The sequence below is a fragment of the Pseudoduganella sp. R-32 genome (genome assembly GCF_049913245.1).
GTDB lineage: Bacteria > Pseudomonadota > Gammaproteobacteria > Burkholderiales > Burkholderiaceae_D > Rugamonas.
Window position 1 is genome coordinate 304,144 of sequence record NZ_CP183987.1, and the last position, 19,732, is coordinate 323,875.

Genomic DNA, 19,732 nt, shown 5'->3' on the forward strand with positions numbered 1-19,732 from the left:
ATCATCCTGCGGCAGGCCTATACTGGCGCAATGGAATCGCATCCGAACCTGTTTGCCCATGCCGTGGCTGCAGCACCGGTCAATATCCGGCGCACTGCGCGGTTTGGCGAGGCGTTCGAGGCAATCACCCGGAATTGCCTGGCGCAGGTCCGTGGCAACTTGCCGGGCGTGCTAGCGGGGGACGTCGAAAGCCTGCACCAGATGCGGGTCGGCGTCCGGCGATTGCGCGCGCTCCTGTCGGCGGCAAAGTCCTGGGATCCTTTGCCGGAGGGGACCGCTGGCAAACTGCGCTGGTTTGGCGTTGAGCTGGGCCGGGCGCGCAACTGGGACGTCTTCCTTGAGTCGACCTTGCCCAGCCTTGGCGGTTCGTCCGAACCGGTGGAGGCGATGGCGCGCGAGCTGGCTGCGAAGCAGCGCGCCCACATCCAGCATTTGCTGCATGGTGCACGCTGCAAGGCGCTCATGGACGAACTGGCACTATGGAGCGGGGAACGCCTGTGGCGTGATCCGGCTCGCATACAGCCTTGGGACAAGGATGCGCGCAAGGTGGCGCGGTCCTTGCTGCGGCAGGCGCGCGAGCGGGTCAGGAAGCGCATCCGCCGGCTTGACGCAGCGCAGCCCAGCAGCTTGCACCGGCTGCGCATCGCAGTGAAGAAGGAGCGCTATATGCGCGAGTTCTTCAACATGAATGCACGCGCGCAGGTACTGTCCGACGCGCAGGAATTGCTGGGCAAGCTGAACGACGGCCGTGTTGCACGCGACCTGCTGCGCACCCTGCAGGATCACTTGCCCAGGCATGCGGCCGAACTGTCGTTCCTGGAGGGCTTGCTGGCGGAGCGGCAGGAGCATGAGATGCCGAAGGCCTTGCGTTTCGCCCGCCGCAAACTCTAGTCGTCCAGGCCTTTGCCGGCCAGGATCTGCGGCATGCATTTCTCGACGCGCGACTGGCGGGTCTTGGATTGCTTGGCGGAGGAGAAGTGCAGCAGGTAGCCGCGCTGGCGGCCCGGCGTCAGGCCGTAGAAGGCTTCCGCCAGTGCTGGATGCTCGTCGAGCTTTTGCAGGAATTCGTCGGCCATCGGGAAGTCTTCGGTCTTGCGGAATTCGACCTTGGCGCCCGACTTTTCCAGCTCGATCGCTTCTTCGACGTAGGCCTTGATGATTTTTGCCTGCCGCTTGATGTCGGCGAGGCCGGTGAAGCGGAGCTGGCGCCCTGCTTGAACGTTGGCAGTCTGCTGCACCAGGATGTTTTCCGGATCCTGCATCAGGGAGCCCTTGAAGAACAGAAGCGCGCAGTATTCCTTGAAACCGTGGATCAGGACCACGTTCTGGTCATTGTAGGTAAAGCACGCGCATCCCCATTTCGTCTCCTCGGTCAAATGCGTGGAAAGAACGATCTTCTTCAGTGCCTCAAACTCTTCGTGCCACTTGTGCTCAGCCATCTCCGCCTCCTTGTTTTAGTTACCGGCAATACTACTTCAAAGTAGTCAAATCGGCGTTTCACAGGCCAGTGGTAGATCTACTTTTCATCGCATTTCGACCATGGATTTTTAGGTATCCAGCGCAGGATCTGCACAATTTTCCATTTCGACGTCAATATATTCCTGAAAAACCACTATAGTACTGTACTTACTCGCTATTAAATCTACCTCCGATATGGCAATACTCTTTCCCAAAAGCCTGACGATTGAAGCTTGTGAAAAATTTGTAAGCCAACTGGGGGAGTCTGAGACCGACGACCTCCTTTTACCGATCGATACTGCTCGAACTGCTTTCGGTGGCCTTGCGGCAGCTATTCAAGCTGTTAATACTTGGGCAAGGCTTTCGCGAAATCGGCGAATCGTGCTCCGACAGTCGCAAAAGAGTCCATCACTTTCAATTAGTGAAGCTTCGCGACGCCCGCATAAGTTTGCGGGTGCGATGCTTGCTAAAGAAATAGTCAGCGAGGCTAATGGAACTAGCTCCGAAATGCGAAGCTTAGTCAATCGCGCTGCTCGGGAAGCGATTGAACTGCAAGCCTCGTCGCCGTATGGACAACAACTCGGATCGCTTTGCTGGTTCGCATTTGTGGACCATAGCACCAAAGGTTTCGACCCAAATTTTTATATTGAAGAGACTAAGGGAAAATCATTGCCACGTCAGCTGCCACAGCTAAAAGCTGTTTTGAAGGCTATGTTAGAGAAGTCTTCACTAGTAGCAGGGGGTGCGCAACCCATAAAGGAACCCCAACTAGAAGACCTTGGCCGGATGTTCTTTGAGTTGTTCTTGAATACCCATGAACATGGCTCACGCGCAAGGCAACGCAAAGATTGGATAAGACCTGGGGTCCGTGTTATTTATACGAATTGCATAAATCTGTCTGCAGCTGATGTCTCGGTGATGATCAAGGATGAACCAGCCTTGACAAATTACCTAAGTAGTCAGTTGCCCGACCAAAATGGAAGATACCGTTTTGCTGAAATTAGCATTGTAGATTCCGGTCTGGGGTACTACGAACGATGGCATTCAGACAAAAATATGAAATTCGAAGGCCCGTTCACGTTAAATGACGAATACGAAACTTTCAAAAAATGTTTTTCCTTTAGACAAACCTCATCTGGTGAAGACAACAAAGGTAACGGCCTTCCTGTCGTAATGGATAGGCTTACAAAATTAAGAGGATTAATGAAGGTTCGAAGTGGCCGGCTATCGCTGTTTCGTAATTTCATTGTCGATCCATACAAACTGAACGACAATTGCGACTTTTCCGATTGGAACACTCATTTTTTGGCTACGCAAGAACTTACTGAAATGACTCCCGTTGCTGGTGTTGGTGTAACTTTGCTGGTGCCGTTGGAGGCAAAATAATGACCGCTTTTAGCTTCCGATTTTTAAAAGAAAAGACTCACGGCCGTGCAAGTCTCGCGATCTTCTTGACTTCCGAGCCATCTGCGGATCAGATTGTAAAGATTATCAAAAATGACGTGGAGAGGAATCTCGTTCCTCAGTCTGTAACTATTTTAGCGCCCTCTGAAACAGAAATTTCGTGCGACACGTTTCTTAATAATGAGTCGTTTCGAAACGAATTTTTGTCGTTTGTGGGCGACGATGGCAAACTAACTGTAATCTTAGTTACGCCAGATGGTGAGTTTATTGAAGCAAAATCGCGGCAAAATGCAGCTCGAGAGCATAAAAGGCTCTTACTGCAAACTGGAATGCTTGAGATTTTTATGCGGCGAAGGGGTGTTGTCACGACTTCCAGCGACTACCATTTTGTCAAACCCTCCGGTGATCACTGCGACGGATTCATTCGTGCATCAAACTTACTGGTATCTGGGGTGGAGGTCGCATTTCTCGGCATAGCGCTTATCAGCCATCTCAAGCCAGGATTAAGGCGCATTTATGTCGATACATCGTCAATTTCATATCTTATTAGTACCGCAATTGCTTGGAGCAAGCGATTTACTCGTGAGCAGCCACATATTGAGAGCTTCGAGTCATATGCAGCCCTAAAGCAGAAGTATGATTTCGTTGAAGACTCCTCGAGTTTAATCATCATTTCTGCCACTACGAGTGGCTCGCTGGCAAAATCGATCCTCAGTAGTTCCAGCTTTAGAAGCAATCAGGTAATTACGCTATTTTACTCACAGCTGCCGTCTGATCAACATGGAATTTTCGATATACTTCCTGCACTGACACGGTCTATCGCATCAGTTAATGCTGAAAATTGTCAGCTGTGCAAAGCGGGTTCTAAGAGAATCAATATCGTAGGCGACCAATTCTTGCCGGAAACTCCACAGCATGAGTCCCTTATGATACGAAAAGTGGATTTTTCAAGCTCGAGGGCCAATTTCATCGACGAGTTTGCCACTAAAGGAGTGCTGCGTTGGAACGATTCTTCTGACACATTGTCTGAAACCCGTGAGCATTTCTATTTGGACGTAGGGAAAGCGTTGGAGGTAGCGCCAGTTGCGTTTAAAGAACTGTTGACAAAGAAGGTTAAAAAGCATTTTTCTGCAGATACGCGACTTGTGGTTACCTTGGACGACTTGGGCTCAGCCGCTTTAGCTTCGGCCATTCGGTCAGTTGTTTCGAATGAGGAACATATCCTTTGGACTACTCTGGCATCCCTTAAAGACGAGGAAATTTCTAATGGCTCTTCAGTCGTTGTGATCGCCGGAGCCATTACTTCAGGCCGAAAATTACTTCAGGCTTCGCGGCGCCTTCGAAAATTGCCGCGTGACGCATCAATCGTTTACATAGTTGGCTTTTCCAAGCTCCCTACCGCCGAATCGCTAAGCCAACTTGAGAAAGACCTTAAACAAGGCGATCATGAATTCGTTGTAATACGAAAGGTTCCGCTTCCGCGGCTTGGTGCAAATGTACAAAGCTCATGGGACCTCGAACGCAGTTGGATGGAAAAGTTTGACGCCGATGACCCATTGGCAGATGTTGACGTGGTGCTTCCTGCACCGTTAGTTCAACGACTTTCGGTCCTTAGGGGGCCGGCAAATGACTGTAACAGTTTGTTTTGTAACGCCCCTAGCGGCTTACCACTTAAGTTGCGTCCGTCCTTTGCGTTCTGGAGTGACCTAAAACTTAATACTGAAGAGGCAACGCAATCCGACGTATATTGGACAATTCAAACTGTACTTCATGACTTGCGGGTGCTGAACAAAGATAAAGGCTTAGCAAGTGTGTACCACACCACGTTAATCAGTCCAGCGTGCTTTGACCGGTATAACGACGGAGTCATTCAAGCTTGCTTGTTGCGTGCCGCCCATACGTCGGAATTGAACTACGCTATTGACGAAGATCTCAGCGCTAAGATGAGTGATGTCATTCAATCTGTTCTGAGTGATTGGCAGTCGGAACAAGGGGAAGCATCTTTAGAATTTTTGCTTGCGCTCGCAACGCAGAAAGTGAAACTCTGTCGCGCAGACCTAAGAAAAATTGCGTCAATTGATACCAGTAAGATGCCTGAAGCGATGCAATTTATGATCGGGCAAATTGGATTGAACAAATGAATTTTTCAAGGAGAGTGTAAGTCAACACTCAAGCCAATTCGTTACAAGATCATCTGCAGGTGGCGACAGTTGGTCACCCGCAGTAACTATTCGGCCACTCTTTTGCGCAAACCTTAAAGCGTTCAACCTTTCTTGAACGGGGTTCTGAATGAGGCGGTACTGTCGAATCGCAGCGGTGACGGATTTTCCGCCTCACCCTATGAAGGGGTGGAGGCGAGAAAAGGCAGGACAGAACGTGTTCAAAGTCGAATGCCGCTGAACACGTTCAGGTAGAGGAATTATGCCTGCTCGAGGACGTTATGCGCCTGGACGTCGGCGTGGTACGAGGAACGGACCATGGCGCCAACCGCGGCGTGGGCGAAGCCCATTTCGTAGGCTTTTTCTTCGAACATCTTGAATACGTCCGGGTGCACGTAACGGCGAACCGGGAGGTGGCTGTTGGACGGCGCCAGGTACTGGCCGATGGTCAGCATGTCGATGTCGTGCGCGCGCATGTCGCGCATCACTTCCAGGATCTCTTCGTCGGTCTCGCCCAGGCCGACCATCAGGCCGGACTTGGTCTTGACGTGCGGGTAGCGTGCCTTGAAGTCTTTCAGCAGGGTCAGCGAGTGCTGGTAGTCGGCGCCCGGACGGGCTTCCTTGTACAGGCGAGGCACGGTTTCCAGGTTGTGGTTCATCACGTCCGGCAAGCCGTCGGCGAAGATGTCCAGCGCCTTTTCCAGGCGACCGCGGAAGTCGGGCACCAGCACTTCAATCTGGGTCTTGGGCGACAGTTCCTTAGTCTTGGTGATGCACTCGACGAAGTGGCCGGCGCCGCCGTCGCGCAGGTCGTCGCGGTCCACCGAGGTGATCACCACGTAGGACAGGCGCAGCTTGGCGATGGTGTTGGCCAGGTTGATCGGCTCCTGGGTGTCCAGCGGGTCCGGACGGCCGTGGCCCACGTCGCAGAACGGGCAGCGGCGGGTGCACTTGTCACCCATGATCATGAAGGTAGCAGTACCCTTGCCGAAGCATTCGCCGATGTTCGGGCAGCTCGCTTCTTCGCACACGGTCACCAGCTTGTTCTCGCGCAGGATGTCCTTGATCTCGTAGAAGCGGGAGGAATGCGATGCCGCTTTGACGCGGATCCACTCCGGCTTCTTCAGGCGCTCGGCCTGTTCGATCGGGATGATCTTGATCGGGATGCGGGAGGTCTTGTCGGCGCCTTTTTGCTTGTCGCTTGGGTTGTAAGTCATGGCTGCTTTGCTTTCAAGTTAATTCAGGTTCGGCCACCTGCAGCTGGTTGACCAGCTCATTGGCCAGTGCCTGCTGGACATCGGCCAGCGGGACATCCACGCCCATCGAACGCATGTCGATGGTTTCCAGGCCTGCGTAACCGCAGGGATTGATCCAGGTGAAGGGGGCCAGGTCCATGCCCACGTTCAGCGATACGCCGTGGTAGGTGCAGCCGTTGCCGCGCACCTTCAATCCGAGGGCGGCGATCTTGGCGCCTTTTTTCGGGCCGTTGGCGATGTAGATGCCGGGCGCGCCTTCAACGCGCTCGCCGGCGAGATTATACGCGGCCAGCACATTGATGATCGCTTCCTCGATCTTGTTGACGAACTGGCGGGCGTACAGCTTGCCGCCTTTCTTGTTGCGGCGCAGGTCCATCATCAGGTAGATCACGACCTGGCCGGGACCGTGGTAGGTCACCTCGCCGCCGCGGTCGGTCTGCACCGTGGGAATCGAGGTGGCGCCGGCCAGCAGGTGGCCGCGGTCGGCACCCAGGCCCAGCGTATAGACGGGCGGGTGCTCGACGATCCACAGTTCGTCGGGCGTGTCTTCCTGGCGCGCGTCGGTGAAGGCGCGCATCGCTGCGAAAGTTGGTTCGTATTCGGCTTGGCCGAGATGGCGGATGACCGCCGGCTGAATAGGCATAAGGCCGCCATTATACCTTTCCAGCCTTGGCGCTGCTTAATGACTAGGCAGGTTTATGCCGATTTCCTTAGCCTGTCATCAGGTTGATGTTCTTTAGCCAATCTTGCAAGGACGGTCGTTGCGACTGGAAGATAACGTAATCCTTCAGCTTTTGCGGCACCGGGTCGCCATTCATCACCAGGCGGCTCAGCATGATGGCCAGGTCGGTATCGGCAATGCACCAGCTGCCAAACAGGTAATCGCCGTTGACCAGGCGTCCGGCCAGTTGCATTAGCTTGTTCGCTGCCGCCTGGGCGGCCGGGGACAGTGGGGGCTCGGGCTGTTCGGCTCGCTTGTAGAACACGGTATAGGTGCTGCGGTCTTCCCTCAGCGCCTGCAGGTCGCTGCGAATCCAGGCCTGGATTTGGCGCGCGATCGCACGTTTCTCAGGGCGGACCGGGTACAAGCTGGGGTATTGCGGCGCGGGATATATCTCTTCCAGATATTCAGTGATGGCACTCGACTCGGTGAGCATGAAGTCATCATGCACCAGGCATGGCACGCGGCCAGTCAGGGCCTTGTCGGTGAATGATGGTTCCTTGTTCTGGCCGGCGTCCAGGTTCACAGTCTCCAGCTCGAAGTCGAGGCCTTTTTCGCGCAGGGCGACGTAGGCGGAAATGGCGTAAGGACTGACAAATTGACTGTCCACATACAGTTTGAGACTCATGGCGGCGTTCCGGCTTGGTAAAGTTATTTATTTACATAATATTTGCTTGCCTCATGCTAGCCAAAACGATATATTTTCAACCGTCTTGCTAATTTTTTTCACATGCGAATTCCCAATCTTTCTGCCTTGCGCGCTTTTGAGGCGGCAGTGCGCCACGGAAATTTCTCGCGGGCGGCGGCAGAGTTGTGCCTGACGCATGGCGCGATCAGCCATCAGATCCGCGGCTTGGAGCAGGAATTGGGGGTGGCGCTGTTTGTGCGCCATGGGCGGCGCGTGACACCGACAGAGGAGGCACGGCAATACGCAGCCACCGTGGCGCGCTGCCTGGCAGAGCTGGCCAACGGCGCCGCCCAGCTGCGGCCGCAGCAAGGGTTGCAGCGCTTGAGCGTGACCTCCATCCCCTCCTTTGCCGCACGCTGGCTGGCGCCTCGGCTGGGACGGTTTATAGAACAGCACCCGGAAATCGAAGTCGTGCTACAGCTCGGCCAGCAGTTGCAAGACCTGGCGCGCGACGGGATCGATATCGGCATCCGCTTCGGACGCGGCAGGTATCCGGGGCTCGAAACGGTCCACCTGAGCAGCGAAATCCTTTATCCAGTAGTAAGTCCTCGCTATCGCGATGGCGACCTGCCGGCCTGCCCGCAGGATTTGGCGCGCGCCACGCTGCTGCGATCAGAGGACGCCTGGACGCCGTGGTTCCAGGCAGCCGGACTCAGCCTACCGGAGCCCGCCGGCGGTGTCATGTTCGAGGACTTGTCGATGCAGGTCCGTTCCGCCGTCGACGGCGACGGGGTGGCGCTGGTGCGTCATCTGGTGGCAATGGAGGAGATTGCTGCGGGACGCCTGGTGCGGCTGTTCGATATCGCCACGCCTTGCGCGTATGAGTACTACCTGGCGAGTCCGCCGCACGTCCTGCAGAAACCGCAGGTGCGGGCGTTCCGCGAGTGGCTGAAGGCGGAAATCGCCCGCAGCCAGCTTCTTAAAGCACCATCTTGACCATCGGGTGGCCGGACAGCGCGCGGTAAATATTGTCCAGCTGCTCGCGGCTGGTAGCGCGCACGGTGCAGGTCAGGCTGGTGTAATTCCCTTTTGCCGACGGACGCGATTCCAGCTTCCCTTCGTGGAAAGTCGGGTCGTGCTCGACCACTACCTCGATAATCGTGGTGGCGAAGGCGTCGTGGGTGGCGCCCATCACCTTGATCGGGAAGTCGCTCGGGTACTCAATGAGGGACTCTTCAGGCGAGATGGGTTTCATCATGATTTTTCCAATCTTGTAACAACAAAAAAAAGACCCGGCGCGGTGCGAGTGCGCCGGGTTCCATTTTACATCGTTACCTATATGGCCCTTGAGGGCCACTTTTCAAGGTCAGGCGGCTTCGGGCGCCTTGTTCGACAGGCGCTGCAGGCGTTCCAGGGCCGATTCGCTGCCATTGGCCGGGTTGGTCACCGATTTGCGGATCGCTTCGATTTCGGCGGCCTGGTCGTAAGGGCGCTGGCCGATGTCGGAGACGATCTTCATGCCTTCGGCTTCGTTGGCGATCGACTGGGCACGCTTGGTCAGCGCGTTCAGCGCGCTGGTATTGCCGCGCATGCCGGACAGGTTGGCCAGCTGGCTCTGGCGCTCGGCGCGCACTTGCTGCAGGTCGCGCTGGGCCTTGGCCTGGGCCAGGGCTTGCATCGCCTTCTTCGCGGCCGCGTCGAAGTCGGCCAGTTGCTGCGACAGGGCGTCGACGATCTTCTGCAGTTCTTCCATATAAGCCTGGGCGTCGGCTTCTTCCTGGATTTCCTGCGGCAAGCGGCCTTTGTTGGCTTCCAGCTCGTCGCAGAACAGGTTGATCGTCGCTTCCGAGATCTGGCCCGCGGCCAGGCGTTCGGCCAGGGTACCGGTGGCTTTTTCGTCGGTTTCGATCAGTTTGCGCAAGCGGACCACGTCGTCGCGCTCCTTGTTGAAGGCGGCACGGGCTTGCGCCAACTTCTGGGCGGCGCTGCGCAGGGTGTCGGCCAGGCGGTCGCGGTCGGCCTCGGTCGCCGTTTCCGGGTCAAAACTGGCGATGGCTTCCGACACGCGGTCGCCCAGGGCGCCAAAGTGTTTGGAAATCAGTCGTGCAGTCAGGGCCCAGCCATTCGAGTTGCTCATTTTTTGCATCCTTTCAGTTAAGTTCAATTCACCAATGCGGCGGTCGTTATTGGATGACCAGCCGTTCCTGCTCCACCGGAATTCCCACTACGAAGTCGACGTGAATTCCGCGTTTCCTTGCATCGCCGTTCACGCTCTGGAGGATTTCCGTCGTGACCAGCAGGTATTCCTTGCTGCCGTCGCCCAGTTGCCGGGCGTAGGGCATGAAGTACAGCTCTTGTTTCAGGCCCTGCATGCCGCTGGCTTCGTCGATGCGGGTTTCGGTGCCCGTGAAGGGCGGGACGAAACCGGCATTCGGGTCGCCGACATCGCGCTCGAAGTCCAGCGCTTCCTGTTCGCCAAACGCCGTTGCCAGTACCGCGCTGTCGGCGCCACTTTCCTCCAGCTGGCTGCGCCACAGGCTGAATTGCAGGTCGCCCAGGCCGCAGCCATCTGCGCCGGTGAAGGCGTCCTGGTCTTCCGCTGTGGTGGGGATGAAGCGCACCAGCTGCGTGCAATACAGGATTTCCTTCACCTCGCCATGCTCGTCCACGTACAGCTGGAGGAACTTTTCACGCTCGTCCTCGTCGCCCTTGGCCAGGTAGTAGCGGTACAGGCGGCCGGCCATCGACAGCTTGAACTGCGAAATGGCGAGGATCCGGCTGTCTTCCGCTTCCGGCAACGCGACCAGGGAACCGTTGGCGTTGGCGCGCAGCAGGGGCGACGCTTGCAGGTTCACCACGCTGCCGATCCTTGCTGCCAGCGGCAGGCCGCGGTCTTCCGGCTGCGGCGCGTCGCTGTCGACGCCGCGGCGCTTGGCGCCGCTGCGCAGGTAATCGATGGCGTCTTTCCAGCCCATTCCTTAGTTCCTTTCAAACGAGTAGTTAGCGTTCTTTTTCACTTCCTGCGCCGCGGCCATCATCCTGAAGGCTTTCCAGGCCAGCCACACCAGGCCGCCGATCAGCAAGGCGACTGCCAGTTTGGCCAGGGTGCTCGATTCGTGGGCGGCTGGTTTGGCGGCCGGGGCTTGTACTTGCTGCTGGCGGGCGGTCTCGACAACAGCACCAGCAATGTCGCTCGCGCCGGCGGCATCGGCCATGGCACCGGTATTGCCGCTGACGTCACCCTGGACGGTTGGCGCCGGTGCCGGGGCTGGCTGAGCAGCAGGAGCAGGGGCCGGAGCCGCATGGCCGCTGGCTGCGCGGCCCAGCATGAAGCCGCCGATGCCCCACAGCCAGCCGTTGCTGCTGTCGCGGACGATTACGGGCGCCGGCGCACTGGTCGAACCGCTGTTCGGGGCGCCGTGCTGGGCAAAGGCGCCGTTGCTGTAGCCGCCATTTCCGCCGCTGCGGCCACCAGGAACGACCGGATCAAGCGGAGGCAGCGGAGGCGTGGTCCCGGTGCGGGAGGCCGTGGAGCTGCCGAAGCTGCCGGGCGCCGGCTGGCCAGTAGCGGCCGCACGCCGCGTGTCATAGGTGCGCATCGCCTGGTCCTGGGCGGCGCGGCGGTCGAGGTCACGGGACATCGCCGAATCGCGTTGTTGCGTGCGTGCCGCAGCAGGCGGCTGCGACTGCCGCTGGCCAAAGGTGCCGAAGCTTGGCTTGCTCGGGGTGCTGACGCTGCGCGAAACCGTGCTGCGGCTCGAGGAAAAGCCGCTGCGGTATGAGCCGCCTGGGCGGGCATCGGCCGTGTTGGCGACTACAATTGCCACCACGATTGCCATGATGGCCGCGAAGCGAGTGCGCTTGAACATGAAATTCACCGTTGTCAGGTAGTTAAACTTTCGATGAAAATCAGCATATCTTTCAAACAATCCGACTGCATCGGTAAAAAAAGGCCAGCTTCACCATGACTAAGAAATACCTGGACATGAACCAGCACGACGCGCTTTACAAGGTGGCGCGTACCTATCCCGGCGGCATCGAGGCGCTTGCCCAGCAAATGGGCATTTCGGCCAACGTGCTGCGCAATAAGCTGGCGCCGACCATCGCTTCGCATTACCCCTCGTTCGAGGAGGTTTCAACGATCGTGGACCTGTGCCACAAGGCTGGCGTGCATGAAGCCATGTTGCCGCTGCACGCGCTGCTGACGCGGCATGGCATGGCGGCCTTCATCGTCCCTATCCCCGATGAGGTGAGCAATGACGACCTGTCGCAGACGGTGTGCAAGGTGATGGCCCAGGTGGGCGCGGTGGCGGAGGCGGTGTCCGAGGCGCTGATCGATGGCAAGGTGACGGAGGCGGAGGCCGACCTGATCGAGCGGGAGTTCCACGGCGCGCTGTCGGCGTTGGGCGAGTGGCGCGAGCGCATTCGCCAGCGCGCGAAAATCGGCAAATAAAAAAGCCAGCCTGGCCTGTTGGCCGGCTGGCTAAGACTCTTTCTTCCGTGGGGGCGAAATAGTCGGGACAAGGCGCGCAGCTTATCCCTGTTTCGCTCCCCTTCATGACATCGCTTTAACGGCGCTCTTCTTCCCGGCGATCTTCGCCGCGACGTTCACGCACTTCACGGCGCTGCTGCTGTTGCTGCTGTTGCGGCTGTTGTTGATGTTGCTGCTGCGGCTGCATTTGGGGTTGCATTTGCGGCTGTGCTTGCGGCTGGGCCTGCTGCGGTGGTGGCGACATCTGCGGCGGGCGGGCCGGGGCCATCTGCATCTGCGGCGGTGCGTCGCGGCGGCCACGGTCTTCCCGGGCATCGCGGTCCCCTCCGCCGAAGCGCGGCTCATGGCGCGGTTGCTCCACGCGTTGCGGCTGCGGCTGCGGCATTTGCGGCGGCGCTGCTTGCAATTGCGGCGGCTGCTGGGTCGCCGTAATGATGCCTGGGCGGCGCTGCTCCTCCCGCATATTGCGGCCGCGCCAATTGTCGCGCTCGTCATTGTCGGTACGGGTCCAGTTCTGGCGCGGCTGCTGTGGCGGCGTCGTCAGCTGCTGAGGTTGCTGCGGCTGGGTTTGCAGCAACTGCTGGCGTTGCTGTTCCTGGCGCTCAGGGCCACGCAGGTCCGGGCCGCGTTCGGCACGACGCTCCCAGTTACGGTCGCGATTGAAGCGGTCGTCGCGGTCACGGTTGAAGCGGTCTTCACGGCTCGGCGGCGGTTCCTGGCGTTGCGGACGCTGCAAGCTGGAAGCCAAGACCGGCGGCGCGGTCATGATCGGCACGTTGCGCACGTCCTGCGGCGTAACGCGCGCTCCGTTGTTCACAGGAATATGGCGGCCACGCCCCCACTGGTCGCTCGGCAAGGCGGTCACGCCATCGCGGCGGCCATCGTGGTCGCGGTCGTGGTAGCGCTCGTGCCAGCGCTCGTTGGTGCGGTGATTCCACACGAGGCGGCGCTCGAAATCGGACGATACGCGGTAAGCCGGTACATAGCGGTCGCGCGGGCTCAGCGGGTACCAGCCAACGGCGGGACCGGAACGGCCCGAGCCGAAGCTTACGCTCCAGTTATTGCCGCCGACCCAGCCCACCAGCGCGGGCGACCATACTGCGCGGCCAATGACGCGTCCCGGCGTCCAGCACCAGCGGCCGCTGACCACGACCCAGCGGCCATAGTGGAACGGTGCATAACCCCAGGGCGAGTTATCGACCCAGGTCCAGCCCCATGGCGAGATCCAGACCCAGCGGCCGTCACGGTAGGGCGCCCAGCCGACCGGCACCGCGCGCGGGAACCAGACGGTGCCGTATTCGCGGTCTTCCACCCAGTTGCCGTAATTATCCAGGTCTTCGTAGCCGGTCATGTCAGCCGGCACGTAGCGCGAAGCGACCATGCCTTCGTCGCGGCGGTCGCGGTTGGCGACCCAGTTGTCGAAATCATCACGCCGCGCCAGCGCGGTAAAGATGTCGTCGCCGCGTACTTCCACGCGTTTTCCGGACCGGGCGGTCAGCATGGTGCCGGCGCCTTCAACGCGGGCATTGCCGGCGAAGACGTTGACCACGGTGGTGTCGGGAGCGCGCTCCGTGTCGACCCGGAAGGAGCCGGGTTCGGTGAGCGTAATGCGGGCTTGCGGCGTGAGGAATTCGAATTCATTGAGCATGGCCGGATCGCGCACGCGCACGGCGGCGGTGCCGTAGTTCAGGCGCAGCACCAGGCGCTCGTCATCCAGTTCCTGCACCTCGAGGTCGGTGTCGCCGTCCAGGCGGATTGCGGTGGAGCCCACGCGGAATTCCGCACGGGCGCCAGACGCGGTCGTCAGGTGGTTTTCGCTGGTGACCGGCCAGTTCATCAGGTTGCCGGATTCTTCTTCGCCGTTGACGAGCATGGTCACCCTGCCTTCGGTAACCGTCACCCGTCCCACCCGGGCGGGCGGATCGGCCATGGCAACCGAGGTCACTGCGACCAGCGCTGCCAGCACCAGGAACTGCACTATCTTGCGGCTCATTCTATCTCTCCAAGGGAACGTCTGCGGCGTTTTTGTTTTTATATAACGCCTGAGCCCCCTTGGCGAGGACGCAAGTTACAAATAATTTCAAATGGGGGTAAAACGCTGCACCTGCTTGCCATCCACTTCGATGATTTCGAAGAAAACTTCGCGCGGGCGGCACCAGATGGAGCCGTTGGCGGCCTTGTACACGATCATTGTGCTGAGGTCGGATTCCAGCGTGGCTTCGCACACCAGATCGTAGATGCCGCCCTTGTAATGCCGGAACTGGGTGGTCATGCCTGTGCCGCTCCCCGCTTGACGAAGAACAGGGCGCCGCCGATAAACATCAGAAGACCGCCAAATACGCGATTTTGCACCTTGATGGCAGAAGATTCGCGGAAGAAGCGCTGCATCGACGAGGCCAGGAAGGCGTAGCTGTGCATCACCACCAGGTCGATCACGCACATGGTTGCGGCCAGGATGGCCAATTGCGGCAGAAGCGGAGCATGCTGGTTGATGAACTGTGGCAGCACCGCCACCATGAAGATGATGCCTTTCGGGTTGGTGGCATTGGTCAGGAAGCCGATCATCACGCGCTTGCGGAAGGTCGGCAGCGCCTGGCGGGCGGCATGTACGCCTTCGCCGGCGGCGACTTTGGCGCGCCACTGGCTGATGCCCAGCCAGATCAGGTACAACGCGCCTACCGTCTTCACCACGCTGAAGGCGACCTCAGAGGCGATCAGCAGGGAGCCGACACCCGCGCCGGCAATCGCCAGCACCAGCAGCAAGCCCAGTTGCAGGCCGAGGATGGTGGCGGAAGTACGCTTCACGCCATAGGACAAACCATGCGACATTGACAACACCGCGCCGGAACCAGGCGACACGGCAATGATGCAGGCAGCGATGACAAAGGTGATCCAGATGGTGAAAGTCATGACCGATTACCGACGAATAAAGAGTTCATTGTAGCGTTGAAGATGCCCGCTGGCTGCGGCGGCGTGTTAGATTGTCGATCCTGTAATTTTTCTTTGGAGTTATACGAAATGGCCGGTTCCAGCCTGCTTGCACTGATCGACGATATTGCCACCATCCTGGACGACGTGGCTGCCATGAGCAAAGTGGCAGCCAAGAAGACCGCGGGTGTGCTGGGCGACGACCTGGCGCTGAATGCGCAGCAGGTCGCAGGCGTGCAAGCCGACCGTGAATTGCCTGTTGTCTGGGCAGTAGCGAAGGGTTCGATGATCAACAAGGCGATCCTGGTGCCTGCTGCGCTGGCGATCAGCTACTTCGCGCCATGGGCGATTACGCCCCTGCTGATGCTGGGCGGCGCCTACTTGTGCTTTGAAGGTTTCGAGAAGATTGCCCACAAGTTCCTGCATTCGCCGGCGGAAGATGAGCAGCACCACAAGGAACTGGTGGATGCGAACCAGAGTGTTGACCTGGTGGCAATGGAAAAGGAAAAGGTCAAGGGCGCCGTGCGTACCGACTTCATCCTGTCGGCCGAGATTATCGTAATCGCCCTGGGCACCGTGGCGGCCGCCAGCTTCTTGCAACAGGTGACGGTGCTGGTTGGCATCGCCATCGTGATGACCGTGGGCGTATATGGCCTGGTGGGCGCCATCGTGAAGATGGACGACGCCGGCCTGTACCTTACCAAGCGTGCCGGTGCCGCCGTGCAGGCGATCGGCCGTTTCCTGCTGACTGCGGCGCCCAAGCTGATGAAATTCCTGTCGGTTGCCGGTACGGTCGCGATGTTCATGGTCGGTGGCGGCATCCTGACCCACGGTATTCCTGGCGCGCATGACGTGATCCATCACGCTGCCGAAGCTGCCGGTTCGGTGGGCGGCGTTGGTCCCCTGCTGGCTGCCATTACCCCGTCCGCGCTGGATACCATTGGTGGCGTGATCGCCGGCGCTATCGTGTTGGCGGTCGTCACCATCGGCAGCAAACTGTTGAGCGTGGTCAAGCGCTAAGCATCGGCCCGGCGGCACACTGTCATTTTTAACAAGGAGAATCCTATGTCGACCCATAACCGACCTTCCGGCGCGTTTGTTGGCGCCTCCTGGACCGCCCTGCTGCTGGGCGCCGGCGCCTTCCTGGCCGGACTGTGGAATGCCCAGATGGCGCTGAACGAGAAAGGGTACTACCTGACCTTGCTGCTGTATGGTCTGTTCGCCGCTGTATCGCTGCAGAAGTCGGTGCGCGACAAGGTGGAAGGCATCCGCGTGTCGAATATGTACTTCGGCCTGTGCTGGATTTCCACCGCGTCCGCCATCCTGCTGCTAGGAGTCGGCCTGTGGAATGCCAACCTGGCGCTCAGCGAAAAAGGCTTTTACGGCATGGCTTTTGCCCTGAGCCTGTTTGCCGCCGTCGCAGTGCAAAAGAACGTTCGTGACAGTTCGGCAATCCAGGCAGAAGTGGCCTGACCGGCCAACCCTGCCAGATTTGATCTACATCATTAAAAAAGCGCGCCCAAGTCCCTAGACTGTTCCCTGTGATCTTGCGTTATGGCAAGAAAGTCAACAGGGAGCGCGCGATGCGTAAGAATTTACCGGTAACCAATCAGGAAGTAGAACTGGACGAAGACCAGGCGATCGTCTCCAAGACTGACCTGGAAGGCAATATCGTCTACGTAAATCCTTACTTCGAGCACATCAGCGGCTTCTCCGCTGCGGAGCTGATTGGCCAGCCGCAAAACATCATCCGCCACCCGGACATGCCGCCGGAAGCGTTTGCCGACCTGTGGCAAACCATCCGCGCCGGCATTCCCTGGACCGGCCTGGTGAAAAACCGCTGCAAGAACGGCGATTTCTACTGGGTCAAAGCGAATATCACCCCGATCAAGGAAAACGGCCGCACCATCGGCTACATGTCGGTGCGCACCAAGGCCGAACGCGGCCAGATCGCGGCCGCGACCGAGGCCTACCGCAAGATCATTGCCGGTGCCCGCAATATCCGCATCAAGAATGGCCAGATCGTGCGCCTGGGCCTGTCGAACGTGCTGGCACGCCTGAGCCATGTGTCGCTGGCCATGCGCATCTGGCTGGCCACCAGCGTGGTCAACGTGCTGCAGATCGCGGTCTGCATCGCTGCACTGTTCGCCGATGGCACCAGCGACGTGACGCGCTGGGGCATCTTTGGCGCCACGGCCTTTGGCTTCCTGATCAACGTCTTCCTGTGGTACACGCTGCGCACCGGCATGCTGCAGCCGCTGGGCCGCGCGCTCGATGGCGCGCGCCTGATCGCGGCCGGCGACCTGACCGGCTCCTTCGACACCGACAGCACCGACGAAGTGGGCCAGTTGCTGCGCGCCCTGCAGCAGATGAATAACAACCTGATCGCCACCATTCGCGACGTGCGCTTCAATATCGATGCGATGGCCGTGGCGACCAAGCAGATTGCCGCCGGCAATGCCGACCTGGCCGGCCGCACCGAATCGCAGGCAGCGAGCCTGGAAAAGACCGCTTCCAGCATCGAGGAATTCTCTTCGACCGTGAAGGCCAATGCCGAGAACTCGATGGAAGCGAACGCGTTGGCAGTCAGCGCTTCCGGCGTAGCGGTGCAAGGCGGCGAGATCGTGTCCGAAGTGATTGCGACCATGGACGAGATCAACTCCTCGTCCCGGCGCGTGGTCGACATCATTGGCCTGATCGAAGGCATCGCCTTCCAGACCAATATCCTGGCGCTGAACGCCGCGGTCGAAGCGGCACGCGCCGGTGAGCAGGGCCGCGGCTTCGCCGTGGTGGCTGGCGAAGTGCGCAACCTGGCGCAGCGCTCCTCCGCTGCCGCCAAGGACATCAAGCAGCTGATCGAAATCTCGGTGGAGAAGGTCAGCACCGGCATGGAACGTGCGCAACGCGCCGGCGCCACCATGGACCAAGTGGTGAACTCGGTCAAGCAGGTCACCACCATCATGCACGAGATTTCCACCGCCTCCCGCGAGCAGAGCATCGGCGTCGACCAGGTCAACCAGGCCGTCAACCACATGGACCAGGTGACGCAGCAGAACGCCGGCCTGGTCGAAGAGGCCGCCGCAGCGGCGGTCAGCCTGGCCGACGAAGCCGGCCACCTGCGCGACGCCTTCAGCCTGTTCAAATTTGAACGCACCCGTCATGCGCGCCTGACGGCTGTCAATTCGGCACGCGGCGCGCAGCCAACCCGTAAGGCGCCCAAACGCCTCGCAGCCTGATACCGAACGAGAAAATCATGAATACCATTGCAGAACCAACCGTACAGTTTGATGCAGAGCTGATCAGCCGCATGAGCACTTCCGGCCCGCGCTACACTTCGTACCCGACCGCCGACCGCTTCAAGCCGGACTTCAGCTACTCCAGCTTCCTCGAGGCGCAAGCCAACCTGCGCATGCGCGGGGCGCGTGCACCGCTCTCGCTGTACGTCCATATCCCTTTCTGCAACGTGGTCTGCTACTACTGCGCCTGCAACAAGGTGGTGACCAAGGACCGCAGCAAGGCCGTCACCTACCTTGGCTACCTGAAGCAGGAAATCGATATGCAGGGCAAGCTGTTCGCGGGCATGAACCGCGTGGAGCAGCTCCACTTCGGCGGCGGCACCCCGACCTACCTGGATGACGACCAGATGGGCGAGTTGCTGGCGCACATGCGCAAGCACTTCGAATTCGCACCGGATGAAGAGGGCGAGTACTCGATCGAGATCGACCCGCGCACCGTCGACGCTGAACGTATCCACACGCTGCGCAAGCAGGGCTTCAACCGCGTCAGCATGGGCGTGCAGGACTTCGATCCTGACGTGCAGAAGGCCGTCAACCGCATCCAGCCTGCCGAGGAAACCCTGGCCGTGATCCAGGCAGCGCGCGACGCGGGCTTCCGCTCAATCAGCGTGGACCTGATCTACGGCCTGCCAAAGCAAAGCATGACCACCATGCAGGCAACGATGGACAAGGTGATCGAGGCCAATCCCGACCGCATCGCGCTGTACAACTACGCGCACATGCCGCACCTGTTCAAGCCGCAGCGCCGTATTGCGGAAGACGAGCTGCCAACGCCGGCCGTGAAGCTGGATATGCTGGCCCTGTGCATCGATCGCCTGACCAAGGCCGGCTACGTCTACATCGGCATGGACCATTTCGCCAAGCCGGACGACGACCTGGCCGTGGCACAGCGCCAGGGCCGCCTGCATCGCAACTTCCAGGGTTACTCGACCCACGCCGAAACCGACCTGGTGGCGCTGGGCGTGTCTGCCATCAGCTCGGTGAACGGCACCTACAGCCAGAACGAGAAAACGCTGGACGAATACTACGCGCGCCTGGACGAAGGCCGCCTGCCGATCGCACGCGGCTACGCGATGGACAACGACGACCTGCTGCGCCGCATGGTGATCCAGATGCTGATGTGTAACTTCGAGCTGTCGATCTCGGCGCTGGAACTCGGTTATCCGATCCGCTTCAAGCAGTACTTCGCCAAGGAGCTGGAAAAGCTGCGCGAGTTCGAGCGCGACGGCTTGCTGGCGATCGAAGACGACTGGATTTCCGTAACGCCCAAGGGTCGCCTGCTGATCCGCAATATCTGCATGGTGTTCGACCGCCACCTGACTGCCGACCGTGCTGCAGGAACGGCGCCGGGACAAGTGCATCCGCTGCGCTTCTCGCGCACGATTTGAGG

Annotated in this window: 20 protein-coding genes; 9 read left to right on the forward strand and 11 right to left on the reverse strand. The window is 59.3% G+C overall.

The window, feature by feature from the left end:
* The first annotated feature begins 30 nt into the window (after window positions 1-30).
* Window positions 31-891 carry a CHAD domain-containing protein gene (locus tag ACN9MU_RS01380; protein ID WP_426320022.1) on the forward strand — a complete coding sequence of 287 codons (861 nt, stop codon included), beginning with the start codon at window positions 31-33 and terminating at the stop codon, window positions 889-891.
* On the opposite strand, the gene ACN9MU_RS01385 is transcribed toward ACN9MU_RS01380, so the two are convergent.
* Window positions 888-1,439 (reverse strand): YdeI/OmpD-associated family protein, encoded by a 552-nt coding sequence (locus ACN9MU_RS01385; protein ID WP_426344013.1) that lies wholly within the window; start codon window positions 1,437-1,439, stop codon window positions 888-890. The two genes, ACN9MU_RS01380 and ACN9MU_RS01385, sit on opposite strands and share 4 nt — an antisense overlap.
* A 214-nt stretch (window positions 1,440-1,653) precedes the next feature.
* Here ACN9MU_RS01385 and ACN9MU_RS01390 point away from each other — a divergent pair, with 214 nt between their 5' ends.
* Window positions 1,654-2,844, forward strand: coding sequence for a hypothetical protein (locus ACN9MU_RS01390; RefSeq protein WP_426344014.1), 1,191 nt, complete (start codon window positions 1,654-1,656; stop codon window positions 2,842-2,844).
* The gene (locus ACN9MU_RS01395; protein WP_426344015.1) at window positions 2,844-5,003 is read left to right on the forward strand and encodes a hypothetical protein; all 2,160 of its coding nucleotides are present in this window, start codon (window positions 2,844-2,846) and stop codon (window positions 5,001-5,003) included. The genes ACN9MU_RS01390 and ACN9MU_RS01395 overlap by 1 nt, the downstream gene beginning before the upstream one ends.
* Before the next feature lie 278 nt (window positions 5,004-5,281).
* On the opposite strand, the gene lipA is transcribed toward ACN9MU_RS01395, so the two are convergent.
* From lipA to yfcF, 3 genes are all read right to left on the reverse strand, one after another.
* A complete protein-coding gene (lipA, locus tag ACN9MU_RS01400; protein WP_057265523.1) occupies window positions 5,282-6,238 on the reverse strand; it encodes a lipoyl synthase in 957 nt (318 codons plus the stop codon).
* A gap of 13 nt (window positions 6,239-6,251) precedes the next feature.
* Complete coding sequence (gene lipB, locus ACN9MU_RS01405) at window positions 6,252-6,920, reverse strand: lipoyl(octanoyl) transferase LipB (protein WP_426166785.1); 669 nt, start codon at window positions 6,918-6,920, stop codon at window positions 6,252-6,254.
* 67 nt (window positions 6,921-6,987) lie between these two features.
* Complete coding sequence (gene yfcF / locus ACN9MU_RS01410; RefSeq protein WP_426166787.1) at window positions 6,988-7,626, reverse strand: glutathione transferase; 639 nt, start codon at window positions 7,624-7,626, stop codon at window positions 6,988-6,990.
* 102 nt (window positions 7,627-7,728) lie between these two features.
* On the opposite strand from yfcF, the gene gcvA reads away from it, so the two are divergent.
* Window positions 7,729-8,622, forward strand: coding sequence for a transcriptional regulator GcvA (gcvA, locus tag ACN9MU_RS01415; RefSeq protein WP_426344016.1), 894 nt, complete (start codon window positions 7,729-7,731; stop codon window positions 8,620-8,622).
* Here gcvA and ACN9MU_RS01420 read toward each other — a convergent pair.
* The 4 genes from ACN9MU_RS01420 to ACN9MU_RS01435 all read right to left on the reverse strand — a co-directional run bounded on the left by ACN9MU_RS01420 (window position 8,606) and on the right by ACN9MU_RS01435 (window position 11,495).
* Window positions 8,606-8,881 carry an HP0495 family protein gene (locus ACN9MU_RS01420; RefSeq protein ID WP_426172354.1) on the reverse strand — a complete coding sequence of 92 codons (276 nt, stop codon included), beginning with the start codon at window positions 8,879-8,881 and terminating at the stop codon, window positions 8,606-8,608. The genes gcvA and ACN9MU_RS01420 overlap by 17 nt on opposite strands.
* A gap of 111 nt (window positions 8,882-8,992) precedes the next feature.
* Window positions 8,993-9,763: a hypothetical protein gene (locus ACN9MU_RS01425; RefSeq protein WP_426166791.1), complete on the reverse strand. Its 771-nt coding sequence runs from the start codon at window positions 9,761-9,763 to the stop codon at window positions 8,993-8,995.
* A gap of 46 nt (window positions 9,764-9,809) precedes the next feature.
* Complete coding sequence (locus ACN9MU_RS01430; RefSeq protein ID WP_426166793.1) at window positions 9,810-10,601, reverse strand: DUF2491 family protein; 792 nt, start codon at window positions 10,599-10,601, stop codon at window positions 9,810-9,812.
* Window positions 10,602-10,604: 3 nt separating this feature from the next.
* Window positions 10,605-11,495: a hypothetical protein gene (locus ACN9MU_RS01435; protein WP_426344017.1), complete on the reverse strand. Its 891-nt coding sequence runs from the start codon at window positions 11,493-11,495 to the stop codon at window positions 10,605-10,607.
* A gap of 95 nt (window positions 11,496-11,590) precedes the next feature.
* Here ACN9MU_RS01435 and ACN9MU_RS01440 point away from each other — a divergent pair, with 95 nt between their 5' ends.
* Window positions 11,591-12,079 carry a phage regulatory CII family protein gene (locus tag ACN9MU_RS01440; RefSeq protein ID WP_426166797.1) on the forward strand — a complete coding sequence of 163 codons (489 nt, stop codon included), beginning with the start codon at window positions 11,591-11,593 and terminating at the stop codon, window positions 12,077-12,079.
* 115 nt (window positions 12,080-12,194) lie between these two features.
* Here ACN9MU_RS01440 and ACN9MU_RS01445 read toward each other — a convergent pair whose 3' ends face one another.
* The 3 genes from ACN9MU_RS01445 to ACN9MU_RS01455 all read right to left on the reverse strand — a co-directional run bounded on the left by ACN9MU_RS01445 (window position 12,195) and on the right by ACN9MU_RS01455 (window position 15,028).
* Window positions 12,195-14,111, reverse strand: coding sequence for a DUF6600 domain-containing protein (locus tag ACN9MU_RS01445; protein ID WP_426344018.1), 1,917 nt, complete (start codon window positions 14,109-14,111; stop codon window positions 12,195-12,197).
* 87 nt (window positions 14,112-14,198) lie between these two features.
* The gene (locus ACN9MU_RS01450) at window positions 14,199-14,390 is read right to left on the reverse strand and encodes a DUF1653 domain-containing protein (protein ID WP_426166801.1); all 192 of its coding nucleotides are present in this window, start codon (window positions 14,388-14,390) and stop codon (window positions 14,199-14,201) included.
* Window positions 14,387-15,028, reverse strand: coding sequence for a LysE family transporter (locus tag ACN9MU_RS01455; protein WP_426344019.1), 642 nt, complete (start codon window positions 15,026-15,028; stop codon window positions 14,387-14,389). The genes ACN9MU_RS01450 and ACN9MU_RS01455 overlap by 4 nt, the downstream gene beginning before the upstream one ends.
* A gap of 108 nt (window positions 15,029-15,136) precedes the next feature.
* Here ACN9MU_RS01455 and ACN9MU_RS01460 point away from each other — a divergent pair, with 108 nt between their 5' ends.
* The 4 genes from ACN9MU_RS01460 to hemN all read left to right on the forward strand — a co-directional run bounded on the left by ACN9MU_RS01460 (window position 15,137) and on the right by hemN (window position 19,730).
* Entirely contained in the window at window positions 15,137-16,066 is a 930-nt protein-coding gene (locus ACN9MU_RS01460; protein ID WP_426166805.1) for a DUF808 domain-containing protein, read from the forward strand.
* 45 nt (window positions 16,067-16,111) lie between these two features.
* A complete protein-coding gene (gene yiaA, locus ACN9MU_RS01465) occupies window positions 16,112-16,519 on the forward strand; it encodes an inner membrane protein YiaA (RefSeq protein WP_426166807.1) in 408 nt (135 codons plus the stop codon).
* A 110-nt stretch (window positions 16,520-16,629) separates the two neighbouring features.
* Window positions 16,630-18,282 carry a methyl-accepting chemotaxis protein gene (locus ACN9MU_RS01470; protein ID WP_426166809.1) on the forward strand — a complete coding sequence of 551 codons (1,653 nt, stop codon included), beginning with the start codon at window positions 16,630-16,632 and terminating at the stop codon, window positions 18,280-18,282.
* Between the two features lie 17 nt (window positions 18,283-18,299).
* Window positions 18,300-19,730, forward strand: a complete 1,431-nt coding sequence (gene hemN, locus ACN9MU_RS01475) for an oxygen-independent coproporphyrinogen III oxidase (protein ID WP_426166811.1) — start codon at window positions 18,300-18,302, stop codon at window positions 19,728-19,730.
* The last annotated feature ends 2 nt before the right edge of the window (window positions 19,731-19,732 follow it).